Here is a 16,113-nt window from a genome sequence, read left to right on the forward strand (position 1 = left end):
TTGTCCGAATCAACATGGCGATGGGGTGATTCGCAAACCAATAACCCCTATCTGCTTAAGATTACATTCAAAGCGTTACCTATCAGACCCTTTGTTGAACCCGATCTGATCAAGCAACGCGTCGAATCGCTCCCTTTCCTCGCGGCTGACCGGGGCACCGTTCTGGCCCCGCTCATATTCCGTTTTGTCTTCCTGCTGGCTGGTCCAGGCCCGGTTGCGCGCCTGTGCCGCCTCGCCCAGACGCCAGGTGACGGCTTCATCGGCAACGCCAGCTATATCCTGCTCGGCTTCCCGGATTTCCGCCGCCAAACCTCGGTCGGCTTCCAGTTTCGCCAGTGTTTCGCCGACCGTCATACGAGCAAGCTCGGCATCGCCTGGACGTCTCACCGCAGGAACTAAGGCGACATGGGGAAGCGACAACAGTTTTTCAACCACGTCGAGGCCCAGTTTCTCGGACAGTTCAGCCTCCAGCGTGCCAGTCCCTCCAGGCTGATAGAACAATAGTGCATCGCGCACCGGGCCATGGTGCGGCGGGTCGCATTGCAGCCGTTCCAGATCGGCCTCGAACTCGGGCAGAATCTCGGGATTGCGGATGATCGTGGCCAACACGACGGCCTCGCGCAGATGCGTCTGCGCGGCGTCACCCGACGCCACCAGCAGTGACGATTTTGTCGTGGCACGCACCGGCTCGATCTTCTGCCACTTGCCACCGCGCGCCGCGAAGCCACCACCGCCTTTCGGCTTTGGCCGGAACAATTGCCAGCGCAGATCCTTGATCGCCTGTCCGTAATGGCTGCGCAGGCTGGGGTCGCGGATCGTCATGATCTTCTCGCGCAGCGCTTTGTCCAACGCCGCCTTGCGCTCGGGGCTGTCGAATTCGCGCCCTTCCGTCTCGCGCTGCCACAACAGGTCGACCATCGGCATGGCCTTGTCCAGCAGCGCCTGGACGGCACCGGCGCCCTCGGTGCGCAACAGGTCGTCAGGGTCCTGTCCCTCGGGCATTAGCACGAATCGCAGAGATTTACCCGCCTCCAGCAGCGGCAGCGCCAGATCGATTACCCGGTAGGCCGCGCGCAGCCCCGCCGTGTCGCCATCAAGCGCCATTATCGGCTCGTCCGCGATACGCCAAAGCATCGCCAGCTGGTGTTCTGTCACTGCCGTCCCCAACGGCGCCACCGACGCGCCGAACCCGGCCTCGGCTAGCGCGATCACGTCCATGTAGCCTTCGGCCACGATCAGCGGCTTACCCTTGCCCGCCGCCTCTCGCGCGGGGCCATGGTGATACAGCGTGCGCGACTTGTCGAAAAGCTCGGTTTCGGGACTGTTGAGATACTTGGCGTTGTCATCCGGGTCCATCGCCCGGCCCCCGAATGCTATGCAGCGCCCACGCGCGTCGCGGATCGGAAACATGATCCGGTTACGGAACGTATCATAGGGTTTGCCGCCCTTGTTGCTTGGCTTGGCCAACCCGCAGCCAAGGATCAGGTCGTCCTCGACGCCCTTACCTTTCAAATGATCCCACAGGTCCTGCCAGGCATCGGCGGCAAACCCGATGTCATAGCGGTCCTGAGCCGCCTCATCCAATCCACGCCCCAGCAGGTAGTCGCGCGCCGCGGACCCCGCCCCGGCCTTCAGCATCAGGCGGAAATGGCGCACCGCCATCTCCATCACCTCGACCAACTGCGTGCGCCGGTCGGCCTTGGCCTGCGCCTGCGGATCGCGCTCTGGCACGGGCATCCCGGCCTCCTGCGCCAGTATCTTGACCGCCTCCATGAACTCCACGTTCTCTGTCTCGCGGACAAAGGATATCGCGTCGCCCTTCGCGTGACAGCCGAAGCAATAATAATAGCCCTTGCGATCGTCGACGTGAAAGCTGGCGGTTTTTTCGTGGTGAAAGGGGCACGGCGCCCACATGTCGCCCTTGCCCTGGTTGGACTTGCGGTTGTCCCACATGACCTTGCGCCCCACCACCTGCACGATGGAGGTGCGGGTGCGCAGCTCGTCAAGGAATCCGGGTGGCAGGCTCATACCTTGCAATATGGGCCAACCGGATGTCCGCGCCAAGGCGATTTGAGCGATTCAAGGTTCGAACCCCAGGCAGCCCTCGCGATACTGCTCCGTCACCGCGCCGGCCGCGCCCGGCTTGCGCATCTCCTGCGCGTCGATCATGAACACCCAGTCCACCAGCGGCGGCACCATGGGCGTCAGCCGGGCCTCGACCTTGCCGGCGCCGCGTGTCAGCTCCTGCTTTACGCGCGCGGCGTCCTTGCCGGCCTTTCGCTCGGTGGCCGCCACCTGGACGATCTTCGCGGTCTCGGTGCAAAGGGCGGTCTTATCGACCGCGGCCGATGCGGTCAACGGCACCGCGAGGCTCAGAGCCCCGGCCGTCCACAAGATCCTGCCAAACATCGTCCGTCCTTTCGGCAAACCGCAATAACGGCCCAACTCTGTCAACGCCCGACGCGCGCCGCAACCCCTTCAAGTGCTGCGCCAAGCTCATGCACCAGCGTGTGCGCGAAGGCGCGAAACACCATCACCAGGTATGTCGCCTCGCCCGTGCGTGTCAGCGACGCCGTCATGTGCGACGGCTCGGTGCGCGCGATATGCCCTACCTCGAACACGCCCGGCCGCAGGTCCACCGGCGTGAGCCGCGCCAGCGCCTCGGCGGCTCTGTCGCCCTCGATCTCGACCACCGCCCAGGCATCGGACTGGTCCACCACCGCCGCATTTTCCTCCAGCCCTCCCTCGGGCGCCATACCGATCAGCATCGCCTGCGCGCGCCCGAACCACAGCACGCCGCGCGTTGTCGTTCCTGTCATCCGGCCCCGCTCGGGCCAGCGCAGCCCATGCGCCGCCTTCAGCGCATCTGACAGCGCAGCGTCGCGTCCGCGATAGGGCATCACCAGCGTCATCGCCCCCAAATCCACCTGGCGCACGCGCACACCCGCAACCTCCATCGGCAACAGCCTCTCCAGCGGCATCCTCGCCTTCAGCTCAGCCACGCATCCGCCCTCCGTCAGGGTCGAAACCACCCGGCGCCACCACCTCGCATAGCGTTGCCGAACCTTTCAGGTGCTCGACCATCCGCACCTGCTCACCGATCCGCGCCCGGCCCCGCTCCAGAAACCCGAGGCCGATCACATGTCCCAGCATTGGCGAGAAGGCGACCGAGGTGATGTAGCCTTCGTCATTCTCGCTCACCGGATCGGCTCCGGGGGCAAACAGATGCGCCCCGGCGATCAACTCCTTCACCGCGCCCACCGGCTTCAGCCCGACAAGCTGCGCGCGGTCCTCGTCCATCAGCCCCGGCCGCGCCGCCATCGCCTTTCCGATGAAATCCTTCCTGTCGCTCATCATGCCCTGCATCCCGATGTCGAAGGCCGTCGTGCGCCCGTGGATCTCGGCATGGGTGATGAACCCTTTCTCGATCCGCATGACGTTGAGCGCCTCCATCCCGTAAGGCCCGCCCTCCATGGCCTCTCCCCTTTCGATCAAGATATCGAAGAGCGCCGCGCCGTAACGCGCCGGGACCGCGACCTCGTAAGCCAGTTCCCCCGAGAAAGAGATGCGAAAGAGGCGCCCTTCGACACCCCCAAGACGCACCGGACCACAGGCCATGAATGGCCAATCACCGGTGCCAAGATCATGTCCGACAAGCTGCTCCAGCAATTCGCGCGATTTCGGCCCGGCCACGGCGAACTGCGCCCACTGTTCGGTCACCGAGGCAAAGCGCACATCCAGGTCGGGGCGCAGCACCTGCTGCGCGAATTCCATGTGCCGCATCACCTGCCCGGCTGCCGCCGTGGTGGTGGTGACCAGAAAATGCCGCTCACCCAGCCGCGCGCAGGTACCGTCATCCATGACATGCCCGTCCTCGCGCAGCATCAGCCCATAGCGCACGCGGCCCACCTTCAGCGTCGACATCATTCCGGTGTAAACAAAATCCAGGAACGCACCCGCATCCGGCCCCTGCACGTCGATCTTGCCCAAGGTCGAGACATCGCAGACGCCCACGTGGCCCCGCACCATCCGCACCTCGCGGTCGCAGGACTGGCGCCAGTGCGTCTCGCCCGCCTTGGGGAAATAGCTGGGCCGGTACCATAGTCCCGCCTCGATCATCGGCGCCCCACGTTCGACAGACGCCGCGTGCGAGGTGGTGAACCGCTCGGGCGCAAACCCCTTGCCTTGCGCCCCCGCTCCCATGGCAGCAATCGGCACAGGTACATAAGGCGGGCGATACGTGGTCGTCCCGGTCTCCGCGATCCCGCGCCCGGTGGCATCGGCCAGCACGGCAAGGGCGGCGATGTTGGAATTCTTGCCCTGGTCCGGCGCCATGCCCTGCGTCGTGTAACGCTTCATATGCTCAACCGACGTGAAATTCTCCTGCGCGGCAAGCTTCACGTCCTTCACCGTCACATCGTTCTGAAAATCCAGCCATGCCCTGCCCTTGCCCGGCACATGCCAAAGCGGCGAAATCTCGTACGCGCCGTCTTCCGCCTTCGGCAAAGGTACGTCGGCCCCGTGCAGTCCAAGGTCGTCCGCCACCGCCTTGCCCGCGGCAATCCCGCTTACAAGGCATCCGTGAGTGGAAAAGACCCCTGTCGCCGCCCCGGCATAGCGCATCTCCGGCACAGCCCCCTCGCGCGGCAGGAACGCCGCCAGACTGTCGTCCCATACGGGCCGCCCGCCCGTGTGACAGCTGAGGTGCACACTCGGGTTCCAGCCGCCGGACATGGCCAGCACATCCGCCTGAACCGTCTCGATCCTGTCGCCCCGCCGAAAGCTGACACTCTCCAACGCTTTGCGACCGCCGCTGCCGCAAACCTGCGCGTTCGCGTAAAATGGCACATCCAGGTCACAGACCGCATCCGACCGCGCGTCGATCAGCGCCGACACGTGAACGCCCGACGCCTGCAAGTCGCGCACCGTCCGGTGCCCCGCATCGCTGTTGGCAAAAACCGCCACCCGGCGTCCCGGACAGACCCGCCAGCGGTTGACATAAGCCCTCAGCGCCCCGGCCATCATCACCCCGGGCCGGTCGTTGTTGGCGAAGGCCACGGGCCGTTCGATCGCCCCCGCCGCCAGCACCGCGCGTTTTGCCACGATCCGCCAGAAACACCCCTTCAGGACGCCCCCCGGCCCCAGCCGCTCCAGTGCGCCATACGTCCCGTGGTCATAGGCACCCACCACGGCCGTTCGCGTCATCACCCGCACATTCGCCATCACCGCCAGCCGCGTCCGCATCGCCTCGGCCCAGGCATGGCCCGGCTGTCCGTCCACCTCCTCGACCTCGGCATTGAGCCGTCCGCCCAGACGCGTGTCCTCGTCGGCCAGGATGACATCCGCCCCGGCCTGCGCCGCCGTCCAGGCGGCCATCAGCCCCGCAGGCCCTGCGCCAATTACCAGCAGGTCGCAATGAGCAAAGGCCCGCTCCCACTTCTCCGGGCTCGCCTCCCGCGACAGGGCCCCAAGCCCGGCAGCGCGGCGGATGACCGGCTCGTAAAGCTTTTCCCAGAACGCCTTCGGCCACATGAAGGTCTTGTAGTAGAAGCCCGCTCCGAGGAACGCCGCACCGAGGTCGTTGACCGCCATCAGGTCGAACTCCACCGACGGCCACGCGTTCTGTCCGAACGCTTGCAACCCTTCGTGCATCTCCACCATCGTGGCCCGCGCGTTCGGCTCCTGCCCCGCGCCTCGCCCCAGCGTGACCAGCGCATTGGGCTCCTCGCTGCCCGCGGTAAAGATGCCGCGTGGCCGGTGATACTTGAACGACCGCGCCACCACCCGCACGTCCGCCCCCATCAGCGCCGAGGCCAGCGTGTCTCCCTCAAACCCCACGTACTGCCGCCCGTCAAAGCTGAACCCCACGCGCCGTGACCGGTCGATCAGCCCATCACCCTCCAGCCTCATCGTGCCGCCTCTTCCGCCAGCACTGCGCTCAGGACGGCATGGCTGGCCGTGTTCCGCGTCACCACGATCCAGGCGCCGCAGCCGCTCTCGTGGAACCACAGGTCTCGCGTCTCGCCACAAGGGTTCTCGCGATTGTGCACATAGTCGTCCCACGCCTCCGCGCCCGCGCCTTCACCAGGACGTTCCAGCGCCACCGCGTGACCGGCGTAATAGAACTCCCGGCGATCCCGGTCGCCACAAATCGGACAGGGCAGCCTCATATCACCGCCCCCGGCTTTTTCTTGCCAGAAATTCTCATGGCCTGACGTCCGCCATATGCACCTCAATGCAGGTTATGCTGCGCACCGGTGCCCTCCTCGTCCATCAGCCCGCGCCCGGTACGGAACCTGTCCAACCGCAGCCGTGCCGCCGCCACGTGCGGGCGGTCCGTCGCCACCAGGTGCGCCATGCAATGCCCCGAGCCGGGGACCGCCTTGAACCCGCCATAGCACCAGCCGCAATTGAGGTAGAGCCCCTCGACCGGCGACTTGTCGATGATCGGGCTGCCATCCGGGCTCATGTCCATGATCCCGCCCCAGCTGCGCAACACCTTTGCCTGCCCGATCATCGGCATCAGGGTCATGCCGGCCTCCATCACATGCTCCACCAGTGGCAGGTTCCCCCGCGCGGCATAGCTGGCGTACATATCAAGGTCGCCGCCAAAGACCAGCCCGCCCTTGTCCGACTGGCTGATGTAGAAATGTCCCATTCCGAAGCTCACGACGTGGTCGATGCAAGGCTTCAGTCCCTCGGTCACGAAGGCCTGCAGAACATGGCTCTCGATCGGCAGGCGCATCCCGGCCATCGCCGCCACCTGGCTCGACCGGCCCGCGACGATCACAGCGACTTTCTTCGCCCGGATCGCCCCGCGCGAGGTCTGCAAGCCTTTGACGACACCGCCCTCGATGTCGATCCCAGTCACCTCGCAATTCTGGACAAGGTCCACGCCGCGCGCGCTTGCTCCCCGCGCATAGCCCCAGGCCACGGCGTCGTGCCGCGCCGTGCCCGCCCGCCGTTGCAAGAGACCGCCGTAGATGGGAAACCTTGCTTGCTCGTAGTCCAGATAGGGCAGCACCTTCTTCAGTTGCCCGACGCTCAGCAATTCCGCATCGTCACCCTGGTTGCGCATCGCGTTGCCCCGGCGGATTGCGGCGTCCCGCTGGCCGTCCGAATGAAACAGCACGATCTGCCCGCGCTGCGAATGCATCACGTTGTAATTAAGCTCCTGCTCCAGCCCTTCCCAGAGTTTGAGAGAATGACTGTAGAATTCCGAGTTGCCCGGCAAGAAGTAATTCGCCCGCACGATCGTGGTGTTGCGCCCCACGTTGCCGCCGCCCAGATAGCCCTTCTCCAGCACCGCCACGTTCGTGATCCCGTGTTCCCGCGCCAGATAGTATGCGGTCGAGAGACCGTGCCCGCCGCCGCCGATGATGACCACGTCATAGGCGTCTTTCGGGCTGGCATCGCGCCAATGCGCCTGCCAACCGCGATTGCCGGTCAGACCTTCCCTGAGGACGCGCAGCCCTGAAAACTTCATTTCGTGATCTCTCCAACGACCAGATGTCGAGTCAAGCAAGTTCCGCCGGAAACTGCAACGGGCTACGAGGTTCCGGCGCCCTGGCGCAAATGAGGAGGCACCGCCGCCTGTCGCTGCTCCAGCGGGATAGCTTTCACCGGCGCTTTCGGTGCGCCATCACCGCCGAGAAGCGGATTCGTTTTCGCGCGCCCACTGATCCAAGCACCGGCCATGCGGCGCAGAACCTGAAAGCCAGCGCTTGCAAAGCCGCGATCGGCCTTGGGCGCGCCCGGGTCTTTCCTTGCATATTTGGTGAAAGCCTGGCAGCGCGACGGTCCCAACCCAAACGCTGCACCCTCAAGTTCGGCCTGACGCAGAACCACGCCAACGAAGGGCAAGTTCACCCGGGACATGGTATTGAAGATGGGCGTGTCGCAGCACCGCGCGTGCCAGCGGTACAGCCCCTTGGGCGACAGACGCAGGATTTCCAGATGCTCTTCCCCGGCCTCCAGAGTCAGTCGATCGGGCGTCGTTTGCCAGATCTCACTGCCCCCGCCCGGCGATAACAAGGCGTCCGCCTCGCCGAAAAGAGCCGCGGCGGTCTGGCAGTCCTTGCAATAGCACGTCACGCGCGTGCCCGCCCCGGGAGCGGGCACCGCCAGTGTCACCTCGACCGCGCCGCAGCGGCAGGTCTTCTTCACGGTCGCGACCAATCGCCCCTGCCCTAAAGGCCGGCGGCGCGGTAGCTGGTGGCGACCTTGCCGATCGAAACCAAATAGGCCGCGGTGCGCAGATCGGTCACGTCCTCGCGTCCGTGCCAGGTTTCGCGCATCGACTGGTAGGCCGCGCGCATCGTGTCGTCGAGGCCCGAGCGCACCAGTTCCAATTCGCCGGCGCCGCGCAGGTACTTCTGCTTGAAATCCGGCGTCATCGACCATGCGCCTTCGAGGTGATCGTCCAGCCGGCTCAGTTCTTTCACGATGAGCTCGTGCCGCGCCTCCTCCTGTCGCCGGCCCATCCGGCCAAAGCGGATGTGGCTCAGGTTCTTGACCCATTCGAAATAGGACACCGTCACACCACCGGCGTTGGCATACATGTCGGGAATAATGACGGTGCCCTTGTTGCGCAGGATCTCGTCGGCGCCCGCCGTCACGGGGCCGTTCGCCGCCTCGATGATCAGCGGCGCCTTTATCCTGTCGGCATTTCCAAGGTTGATGACACCCTCCATCGCTGCGGGGATCAGGATGTCGCAATCCTCTTCCAGATATTTCGCCCCGGTCTTGATATAGTTCCCGGACGGATAGCCATCGACGCCGCCATGCTTGGCGATCCAGTTGCGCAACTCATCGATGTTCAGGCCGTTCTCGTCGTAAAGACCGCCGTCGCGCTCGATCACCGCGATCACCTTGCAGCCGTCCTCCTCGGACAGGAACTTGGCCGCGTGATAGCCCACATTGCCCAAGCCCTGCACGATCACGCGCTTGCCGTCCAGCGACCCGCTGAGCCCAGCCGACTTGACGTCCTCGGGATGGCGGAAGAACTCCTGCAGTGCGTATTGCACACCGCGCCCCGTGGCCTCGGTCCGGCCTTGAATGCCACCCGCATGGACCGGTTTGCCGGTAACGCAGGCGCGGGCATTGATGTCGGTGGTGTTCATCCGGCGGTACTGATCGGCGATCCACGCCATCTCGCGCTCGCCCGTGCCCATATCCGGGGCGGGCACGTTCTGCGCCGGATGGATCAGGTCGCGCTTGGCCAGTTCATAGGCGAAGCGCCGCGTGATCAGTTCCAGCTCGTGCTCGTCCCATTCCAGCGGATCGATACACAGCCCGCCTTTCGAGCCGCCAAACGGTGCCTCGACCAAAGCGCATTTATACGTCATCAGCGCCGCCAGTGCCTCGACCTCGTCCTGGTTCACTGCCATGGAATAGCGGATGCCGCCCTTGACCGGCTCCATATGCTCGGAATGCACGCTGCGATAGCCGGTGAAGGTCTGGATCTGCCCGCGCAGCCGTACGCCGAAGCGGACCGTGTAAGTAGCGTTGCAAACCCGGATCTTCTCCTCCAGTCCCGGCGGCAGGTCCATCAGCGAAACCGCGCGGTTGAACATCAGGTCCACGCTTTCGCGGAACGTCGGTTCCTTGATCGGTGCATTCATGGTCGGGTCTCCCTCTTCTGGCGCATGTGGCACGACTCCCCATAGCCTGCATGCATGTCACAATGGTTAAGGGATGTGTCCCGATTGTCCACCATAGATGCCCACAACATTCCGAAGGCCACCGCAGCGCGCCGGAGCGCCGCGAAGGCCGGGTTTGTCGAGTATTTCTTAACAGTTTGGAAAATTTGAAGGATTTATCCCTTGTCGGTCACCAATGCGACCAATTTCTTCCCGGTTTCGCCTTATTTTGACCACAGACCTTTCTGATAACAGCAGGGATTTAATCCGTTCCTGGGGCGGAAACCGTCCAAAGAGGTGCCAAGGAAATGAACGTGTCGAAATTTAAATTCCGGTCGTTGCAAAGCACATGTCTGCCAACATACGCGATGGCGCGTCGCCGCGTTTCGAATTTCCGCAAGGAAGAAGATGGCGCGATGATGATCCTCACGCTCTTCATCTTCATGTTCATGCTTGTAATGGCCGGCCTCGGCATCGACTCGATGCGCCACGAGATGCACCGCGCCCACCTGCAAGCGACGCTCGACTCCGCCGTTCTGGCCGGGGCCGGCGCCTCCTCCGACGAAGAAGCCAAGCACGTGGTCGAGGATTATTTCGCCAAGGCGGGCATGTCGCAATACCTCAATGCCATCGGCGAGGATGACATCGACATCGGCCTCAACTCGGCCTACGTGACGGCCAGCGCCGAATTCGAAATGGACACCTACCTGATGAAACTGTCAGGCGTCGACCGCCTGTCGACTGCGGCCGAGGCAACGGCAATGACGCGCGTGCCGAAACTGGAAATCGCTCTGGTACTCGACGTGTCCAACTCGATGAACCAGAACGGCACCAACAGAAAATCCAAGATGGAGAACCTGCAAAAGGCGGCCAAGGAATTCGTCACCACGATCCTCGAGACCACGGATCCGGGCAACGCCACGATCTCGATCGTACCCTTCTCCACCTCCGTGACCCCCAGCCAGGAAATCTACGACGCCCTGCTCGTGGACGAACGCCACGACTATTCCAATTGCCTTTGGTTCGACGAGGACGACTATGACAGCACGGCCCTCGCCACGGATGCGGCTGCGTCCGAAGATCTGTCGCTCGTGCCTATGAAGCAAGCGATCTATACGTCCCGCTTCGGCGACTTCGAGAACCTGGATTGGCCTTGGCGGTCATGCTATACCGAGGACGGCTACCGCGTGATGCAGTTCTCGACTTCCGAGTCCGACCTACACGACAAGATCGACGAGATGATCGCCCACGGCAACACCTCCGGGGAACTGGGCGTGAAATGGGGCGCGGCCCTGCTCGACCCGTCCTTCCGTGACGTGACCGGCACCACCGTGCCTGTCGACTATTCAGACAGCGAAACGATGAAGATCATCGTGATGATGGGCGACGGCGAGAACTCCACCACCTATTTCTTCCCGCAGGACAGCAAATATCGCGGCGAGAATTCGGATCTGTTCGAGGTCGAATACGAGGTGCAGGAGTTCGATTACGCCTACTATATCTACAACGCCAACTACCGTTGGTAGGGTTCGAGCAACGAATGGCGCTGCAGCCAGTGGTACGCGAACTGCAAATACAAAAGCGTCACCTACGACAACTACGTGATGCGCGATCCCGAGTACACCTATGGACCCGGTCTGCTGACCACGGTGGCCAATGTCCTGAACGGTGTCTCCGGAAGCCGGAGCTCGACCTGCCAAAGCTTGATCAATGCGGGTCATGGCTCGAACGGCTCGAAAAAGGGTTCGCCTCCTCAATCCTGGTCCGACAATGACTGCGACGCGATCGAGGACGATATCTGGGACGCCCTCATGGACGACTACATGTATCTCAACGTCGAGGACCGCACCTGGATCAACGGCACCGATTTCGTCAACCTTGATGAACTCGACGGCTTCAAAAAGCGCAAGCGCCTGAGCTGGGAAGAAGCATGGGGCCTGATGTCTCCGGAAGAATATGGCGACCTTATCGGTATTCGCGACGCCGACGACGAATATGAAGACATGTCCTCGAACCTCAACGGCAGCAAGAAGAACACCCGGATGGACAAGGTCTGTAGCGCGGCAAAGGACAACGGCGTGGTGATTTACACGATCGGCTACGAGGTGCCCAAGGACGGCACCGCCGAGACCTCGCTGAAGAAATGCGCCACCGGATACGACCCGGTCGAGGGAAGCACCGCGTACTACTACAGCGTGGACGGGCTCGATATCTCCGATGCGTTCGGCTCTATCGCCGGCAACGTGCAAGCACTGAGGCTGACACAATGATCTCCAAGTTCAAAACGGCTTTCCGCCGCTTGATCAACGACGAGTCCGGTTCGGCAACGGTCGAATTCGTCCTGGTCTTCCCGCTCTACCTGTCGTTCATGCTGATGTCGATCGAGCTGGGCTTCGTGACGATGCGCCACACGCTGCTGGAACGCGGCCTGGACATGGCGGTGCGCGAAGTTCGCCTCGGGACCGGCACCGCGCCCGGGCACGATGCCATCAAGGACCTGGTCTGCGACAACGCGATCATGGTTTTGAACTGCAAGGAAAAGCTCAAGCTCGAGATGCGCCCGGCGAACATCTTTGCGCTGAACACGCTGGACACAACGCCCGACTGCACAGACAAGGCCGAGACGGCCAAGCCCGTGGTGTACAAGTTCTTCCCCGGTGTCGCCAACCAGCTGATGCTGATGCGCGCCTGCTACAAGTACGAGCCCTTCTTCCCGAAGCAGTTCTTGGGTTCGGCACTTGATAAGGACCCCAGTGGCGAAGCAAAGATCGTTTCCATGACCGCTTTCGTACAGGAGCCGAACTGATGCTTATGGCCCGTCTCAGAGTTTCCCTACGCAGCTTTCTCGAAGACACACGCGGCTTGGTCACGGTCGAAACCGTCCTGTCGATGCCGCTGCTCTTCTGGGCCATGACCGCCACCTTCGACTTCTTCGAAATCCACCGTTACAAGAGCGTTCGCGAAAAGGGCACTTTCACGATCGCGGACATGATTTCCCGCGAAACCCGCGCCGGGGGCCTGACATCCATCTATCTCGACAATGCCAAGATCCTGTTCGACGAGATCACCAACGACGACGGCGTCAACCAGATCCGCGTTTCTATCGTGTCCTTCGATGCCGACGATGACGAGTACCGCATCGTCTGGTCACAGGTTCGCGGCACCGGCCCCATGGCCAAGCTGACCACGGCGCAGGTCAAGGACTCGCATGACAGCCTGCCCGACGTGTCCGACGGCGAAGAGATCATCCTGGTCGAATCCACTTCGTCCTACCAGCCACTCTTCAACGTGGGCCTTAACGACGTGACGATCGGCACGCGGGTGTTCAGTGCCATCCGTTTCGCACCACAGATCTGCTACGAAGGGGTCTGCGGTCTGCAGAAGTGATCGCGCCTCAGGCGCGGTCTGCCATCAGGGCGGCAATCATCTCGGCCATCATCTTCGATTGATGCCCGGGCGTGACCCCGCCCAGCCCGATCCGGCGCCCCATCCGCCACCAAAGACCCGGCCGCCAGCGCGCCGGGGCCTTGGTTTTCGCCTTAAGCAGGAACCCGTTGGACGGCTTGAAGGCGAAAAGGCCCCTGTCCATCGTCTCGATATCGCCAATGGCCACGATGGCCTCGCCATCGCTGCTGCGCAGACCGACCCGCGTCAGCTCGATCCGCTGCGCCGTGGCCCGCCGCATCGCGTCCGCCATCCAGACCGCCGCCGCGCCCAGCAGGATCAGGAAGACCTGCCAGCCGATTGCCGCGAAAGGCCGCGTCAGGCCGATCCAGATCAGCAATGCGCCCAGCACCGCCAGACATCCGACACCCAGGATGCGCCTGCCGGTAGACGCCTGCATCACCGCCAGTATCTCGTCATCATGCATCCGTCCCGCCTCCTCGCCCGGATTTCGGCCTGATAGCGCGATTGCCCCGCGCGTGCGAGAGCGAAAAGACCCGCTGGCGCCTCAGCCGCCGACCATCCGGCGCACCATGTTCCAGTAGAGCGTCTCGACCTCATCGAGGGTCAAACGTCCTTCCTCGCGGTACCATGTGTTCACGCCCGTCAGCAGGGCGATCACCGCCATCGCCGTGATCCGTGGCTCCGCCACGGTAAAGACCCCCTGTGTCGTTCCTGCCGTCAGAATATCCTGCAGCCGGGTTTCATAGGCCCCGCGCAGCGCTGTGACGGTCTCGAAATTGTCTGGCGTGAGATTGCGCAGTTCCATGTAAGAAACGAAAACGGCATCGGCCCGCTTCGTGTTGAACCGGATATGGAACCGGGTAAACGCCTCGAGCCGTGTGAAAGGATCCGCGCCTCCGGGATCCTCGGCGCACCAGGCCGCCAGCAAATCGTCCATATGCTCCTGCATTAGGTCGAAAAGAAGCGTCTGTTTATCGGGGGTATAATTGTAAAGCGCCCCTGCCTGGACGCCCACCTCCGCCGCAATCTGGCGCATCGACACCGCGGCAAAGCCGTGCTGCGCAAATAGCCGCAACGCGGCGTCACGGACCTTTGGTCCGGTGAATTGCGAGTGGGAGCCTTGCGTGCGTGCCATGCCAACTGAATAACTGAACGCCTGTTCAGAAAAAAGCCCTGCTTGCCTGCACCCTGCGATCAGTGGCATGACGGTCGCACCATGCCGACACTGTGCCGACCTCCGCGCGTTATCGCTTTCTTGCTGTCCGTCACCCTGGCGGCCTGCACGCAGTTTCCCGAGTTGGATAGCGCAACCTCGGCCGAGACACGTCGCGCGCCCTATCCATCCCTGTTGCCGGTAGAAGACCTGCGCGCCCGGGTGGACGCACCGCGCGTCACCGACCAGACGACCCGTGCACTGGAGATCCGCGTGGCGAACCTGCGCGCGCGAGCTGCGCGCCTGCGCGGAACGGTCATAGACCAGACGTCGCGTGCCCGGCTTGACCGGAAGATCACCATCGACGTACCGCAATGAAGCAGGCCACCCCGCGCGCCCGGACTCTGCTGGAGATTTCGTCCGTTTTCTTTTCAAGAAAACGTCCGTGTAGCACGCAAAACCCGCGTTGCATGGCATAACGCAACCGGCTAAACCCCGGCCAAACCTGTCTTGATCACGTCTCAAGGATATACCCATGACCACCCCCATTCGCCTCGGGATTGCCGGGCTCGGCACCGTCGGCACTGGTGTCGTCAAAATCGTCCGGCAGAAGGCCAACCTGCTGGCCGCCCGCGCCGGACGTCCCATCGAGATCACGGCCGTATCCGCAAGGACCCGTGACAAGGACCGCGGCGTGTCGCTGGCCTCGTACGATTGGGAAGATGATCCAGTCGCGCTTGCGACCCGCGATGACGTGGATGTCTTCGTCGAGCTTATGGGGGGCTCCGACGGCCCCGCCAAGGCCGCGACAGAAGCGGCGTTGGCCGCAGGCAAGGATGTGGTCACCGCGAACAAGGCCATGCTGGCAATGCACGGGCAAGCCCTTGCCGAACAAGCCGAGGCCGCGGGCCGCGTCCTGCGCTTCGAGGCGGCGGTCGCTGGGGGCATTCCTGTCGTAAAGGCCCTGACCGAGGGCCTCGCCGGCAACGAGATCACCCGCGTCATGGGTGTGATGAACGGCACCTGCAACTATATCCTGACCCGTATGCAGGCTTCGGGTCTGCCCTATGACGATGTCTTCGAAGAAGCCAACCAACTGGGCTTTCTCGAGGCCGACCCCGAACTCGACGTGGGCGGCATCGACGCCGGCCACAAGCTGGCCATCCTCGCCTCGATCGCCTTCGGCACTCAGGTTGATTTCAACGCCGTCAGTCTCGAGGGGATCCAGAAGATCACGATCGAGGACATCAAGCAGGCCGCGGACATGGGCTACCGCATCAAGCTCTTGGGCGTCGCCCGGATGACCGGTCGCGGGCTGGAACAACGCATGTCGCCCTGCCTCGTGCCCAAGAACTCGCCGCTGGGCCAGCTTGAGGGCGGCACCAACATGGTGGTGCTCGAAGGCGACGCCGTAGAGCAGATCGTTCTACGCGGCCCGGGCGCGGGCGAAGGTCCGACCGCCAGCGCGGTGATGGGCGACATCATGGATATAGCACGCGGCATCCGCATTCCTGTCTTCGGCATGCCTGCGAAAGAGCTTTCCAGCCCGGCTACAGCATGCGAGGCCGCGCCCGTGCCTTACTACCTGCGAATGGCGCTGCACGACAAACCCGGCGCCCTGGCCAAGGTGGCCACGATCCTCGGCAATGCCGGCGTTTCAATCGACCGGATGCGCCAGTACCGCCACGAAGAAGACACTGCTCCGGTATTGATTGTCACCCACAAGACCGCGCCTTCGGCTCTCGTCGCCGCGCTCGAAGCGTTGTCTCAGGTGGATGTCGTCGCGTCAGCCCCGGTCGCCCTGCGCATCGAAAGCGTATGATCCGGTGAAAGTGGTGTAGGCCAGAGCCGCGCGCCTGCGGAACTGGTCGGTGCTGATCTTCGAGGCTCCGATGGCGCCGCGCTGGAAGA

General features: G+C 63.3%; 16 protein-coding genes. 6 read left to right on the top strand and 10 right to left on the bottom strand.

Annotated features, from left to right (window positions below; all coding sequences use genetic code 11):
- Nucleotides 1-75 precede the first annotated feature (75 nt).
- The 8 genes from dnaG to ACQY4V_RS11920 all read right to left on the bottom strand — a co-directional run bounded on the left by dnaG (nucleotide 76) and on the right by ACQY4V_RS11920 (nucleotide 9,623).
- Nucleotides 76-2,028, bottom strand: coding sequence for a DNA primase (gene dnaG, locus ACQY4V_RS11885; RefSeq protein WP_428511932.1), 1,953 nt, complete (start codon nucleotides 2,026-2,028; stop codon nucleotides 76-78).
- A 51-nt stretch (nucleotides 2,029-2,079) separates the two neighbouring features.
- Nucleotides 2,080-2,409, bottom strand: coding sequence for a hypothetical protein (locus ACQY4V_RS11890; RefSeq protein ID WP_428511934.1), 330 nt, complete (start codon nucleotides 2,407-2,409; stop codon nucleotides 2,080-2,082).
- A gap of 41 nt (nucleotides 2,410-2,450) precedes the next feature.
- Nucleotides 2,451-3,002, bottom strand: coding sequence for a sarcosine oxidase subunit gamma (locus tag ACQY4V_RS11895; protein WP_428511936.1), 552 nt, complete (start codon nucleotides 3,000-3,002; stop codon nucleotides 2,451-2,453).
- Complete coding sequence (locus ACQY4V_RS11900; RefSeq protein ID WP_428511938.1) at nucleotides 2,995-5,910, bottom strand: sarcosine oxidase subunit alpha family protein; 2,916 nt, start codon at nucleotides 5,908-5,910, stop codon at nucleotides 2,995-2,997. The genes ACQY4V_RS11895 and ACQY4V_RS11900 overlap by 8 nt, the downstream gene beginning before the upstream one ends.
- Nucleotides 5,907-6,170, bottom strand: a complete 264-nt coding sequence (locus ACQY4V_RS11905) for a sarcosine oxidase subunit delta (RefSeq protein WP_428511940.1) — start codon at nucleotides 6,168-6,170, stop codon at nucleotides 5,907-5,909. The genes ACQY4V_RS11900 and ACQY4V_RS11905 overlap by 4 nt, the downstream gene beginning before the upstream one ends.
- Before the next feature lie 62 nt (nucleotides 6,171-6,232).
- Nucleotides 6,233-7,486: a sarcosine oxidase subunit beta family protein gene (locus ACQY4V_RS11910; RefSeq protein ID WP_428511942.1), complete on the bottom strand. Its 1,254-nt coding sequence runs from the start codon at nucleotides 7,484-7,486 to the stop codon at nucleotides 6,233-6,235.
- Nucleotides 7,487-7,548: 62 nt separating this feature from the next.
- A complete protein-coding gene (locus ACQY4V_RS11915) occupies nucleotides 7,549-8,166 on the bottom strand; it encodes a DUF6151 family protein (RefSeq protein WP_428511944.1) in 618 nt (205 codons plus the stop codon).
- A gap of 23 nt (nucleotides 8,167-8,189) precedes the next feature.
- Nucleotides 8,190-9,623 (bottom strand): Glu/Leu/Phe/Val family dehydrogenase, encoded by a 1,434-nt coding sequence (locus ACQY4V_RS11920; RefSeq protein ID WP_428511946.1) that lies wholly within the window; start codon nucleotides 9,621-9,623, stop codon nucleotides 8,190-8,192.
- A 386-nt stretch (nucleotides 9,624-10,009) separates the two neighbouring features.
- Between ACQY4V_RS11920 and ACQY4V_RS11925 the strand changes: the two genes are divergently transcribed.
- The 4 genes from ACQY4V_RS11925 to ACQY4V_RS11940 all read left to right on the top strand — a co-directional run bounded on the left by ACQY4V_RS11925 (nucleotide 10,010) and on the right by ACQY4V_RS11940 (nucleotide 13,028).
- The gene (locus tag ACQY4V_RS11925) at nucleotides 10,010-11,167 is read left to right on the top strand and encodes a pilus assembly protein TadG-related protein (protein ID WP_428511948.1); all 1,158 of its coding nucleotides are present in this window, start codon (nucleotides 10,010-10,012) and stop codon (nucleotides 11,165-11,167) included.
- Nucleotides 11,168-11,245: 78 nt separating this feature from the next.
- Nucleotides 11,246-11,911 (top strand): hypothetical protein, encoded by a 666-nt coding sequence (locus ACQY4V_RS11930; protein WP_428511950.1) that lies wholly within the window; start codon nucleotides 11,246-11,248, stop codon nucleotides 11,909-11,911.
- Nucleotides 11,908-12,447 (top strand): TadE/TadG family type IV pilus assembly protein, encoded by a 540-nt coding sequence (locus ACQY4V_RS11935; protein ID WP_428511952.1) that lies wholly within the window; start codon nucleotides 11,908-11,910, stop codon nucleotides 12,445-12,447. Before ACQY4V_RS11930 ends, ACQY4V_RS11935 begins: the two co-directional genes overlap by 4 nt.
- Nucleotides 12,447-13,028, top strand: coding sequence for a TadE/TadG family type IV pilus assembly protein (locus tag ACQY4V_RS11940; RefSeq protein ID WP_428511954.1), 582 nt, complete (start codon nucleotides 12,447-12,449; stop codon nucleotides 13,026-13,028). Before ACQY4V_RS11935 ends, ACQY4V_RS11940 begins: the two co-directional genes overlap by 1 nt.
- 7 nt (nucleotides 13,029-13,035) lie before the next feature.
- Here the strand turns inward: ACQY4V_RS11940 and ACQY4V_RS11945 are convergent, their stop codons facing one another.
- On the bottom strand, nucleotides 13,036-13,512 hold the full coding sequence (locus ACQY4V_RS11945) for a hypothetical protein (protein WP_428511956.1): 477 nt from the start codon (nucleotides 13,510-13,512) through the stop codon (nucleotides 13,036-13,038).
- Nucleotides 13,513-13,593: 81 nt separating this feature from the next.
- Nucleotides 13,594-14,184, bottom strand: coding sequence for a TetR/AcrR family transcriptional regulator (locus ACQY4V_RS11950; RefSeq protein WP_428511958.1), 591 nt, complete (start codon nucleotides 14,182-14,184; stop codon nucleotides 13,594-13,596).
- 120 nt (nucleotides 14,185-14,304) lie between these two features.
- On the opposite strand from ACQY4V_RS11950, the gene ACQY4V_RS11955 reads away from it, so the two are divergent.
- Together ACQY4V_RS11955 and ACQY4V_RS11960 are read left to right on the top strand one after the other, a co-directional pair.
- Entirely contained in the window at nucleotides 14,305-14,580 is a 276-nt protein-coding gene (locus ACQY4V_RS11955) for a hypothetical protein (RefSeq protein ID WP_428511960.1), read from the top strand.
- Nucleotides 14,581-14,737: 157 nt separating this feature from the next.
- Nucleotides 14,738-16,024 carry a homoserine dehydrogenase gene (locus ACQY4V_RS11960; RefSeq protein WP_428511962.1) on the top strand — a complete coding sequence of 429 codons (1,287 nt, stop codon included), beginning with the start codon at nucleotides 14,738-14,740 and terminating at the stop codon, nucleotides 16,022-16,024.
- The last annotated feature ends 89 nt before the right edge of the window (nucleotides 16,025-16,113 follow it).

The sequence above is a fragment of the Roseovarius sp. genome, from assembly GCF_965277045.1.
In the GTDB taxonomy this organism is placed as follows: domain Bacteria; phylum Pseudomonadota; class Alphaproteobacteria; order Rhodobacterales; family Rhodobacteraceae; genus Roseovarius.

What these genes read in the sequence shown, in the direction of transcription:
- dnaG (WP_428511932.1), bottom strand. Translation starts at nt 2,028, where the DNA reads ATGAGCCTGCCACCCGGATTCCTTGACGAGCTGCGCACCCGCACCTCC.
- ACQY4V_RS11890 (WP_428511934.1), bottom strand. Translation starts at nt 2,409, where the DNA reads ATGTTTGGCAGGATCTTGTGGACGGCCGGGGCTCTGAGCCTCGCGGTG.
- ACQY4V_RS11900 (WP_428511938.1), bottom strand. Translation starts at nt 5,910, where the DNA reads ATGAGGCTGGAGGGTGATGGGCTGATCGACCGGTCACGGCGCGTGGGG.
- ACQY4V_RS11905 (WP_428511940.1), bottom strand. Translation starts at nt 6,170, where the DNA reads ATGAGGCTGCCCTGTCCGATTTGTGGCGACCGGGATCGCCGGGAGTTC.
- ACQY4V_RS11910 (WP_428511942.1), bottom strand. Translation starts at nt 7,486, where the DNA reads ATGAAGTTTTCAGGGCTGCGCGTCCTCAGGGAAGGTCTGACCGGCAAT.
- ACQY4V_RS11920 (WP_428511946.1), bottom strand. Translation starts at nt 9,623, where the DNA reads ATGAATGCACCGATCAAGGAACCGACGTTCCGCGAAAGCGTGGACCTG.
- ACQY4V_RS11925 (WP_428511948.1), top strand. Translation starts at nt 10,010, where the DNA reads ATGGCGCGTCGCCGCGTTTCGAATTTCCGCAAGGAAGAAGATGGCGCG.
- ACQY4V_RS11930 (WP_428511950.1), top strand. Translation starts at nt 11,246, where the DNA reads ATGCGCGATCCCGAGTACACCTATGGACCCGGTCTGCTGACCACGGTG.
- ACQY4V_RS11935 (WP_428511952.1), top strand. Translation starts at nt 11,908, where the DNA reads ATGATCTCCAAGTTCAAAACGGCTTTCCGCCGCTTGATCAACGACGAG.
- ACQY4V_RS11940 (WP_428511954.1), top strand. Translation starts at nt 12,447, where the DNA reads ATGCTTATGGCCCGTCTCAGAGTTTCCCTACGCAGCTTTCTCGAAGAC.
- ACQY4V_RS11945 (WP_428511956.1), bottom strand. Translation starts at nt 13,512, where the DNA reads ATGCATGATGACGAGATACTGGCGGTGATGCAGGCGTCTACCGGCAGG.
- ACQY4V_RS11950 (WP_428511958.1), bottom strand. Translation starts at nt 14,184, where the DNA reads ATGGCACGCACGCAAGGCTCCCACTCGCAATTCACCGGACCAAAGGTC.
- ACQY4V_RS11960 (WP_428511962.1), top strand. Translation starts at nt 14,738, where the DNA reads ATGACCACCCCCATTCGCCTCGGGATTGCCGGGCTCGGCACCGTCGGC.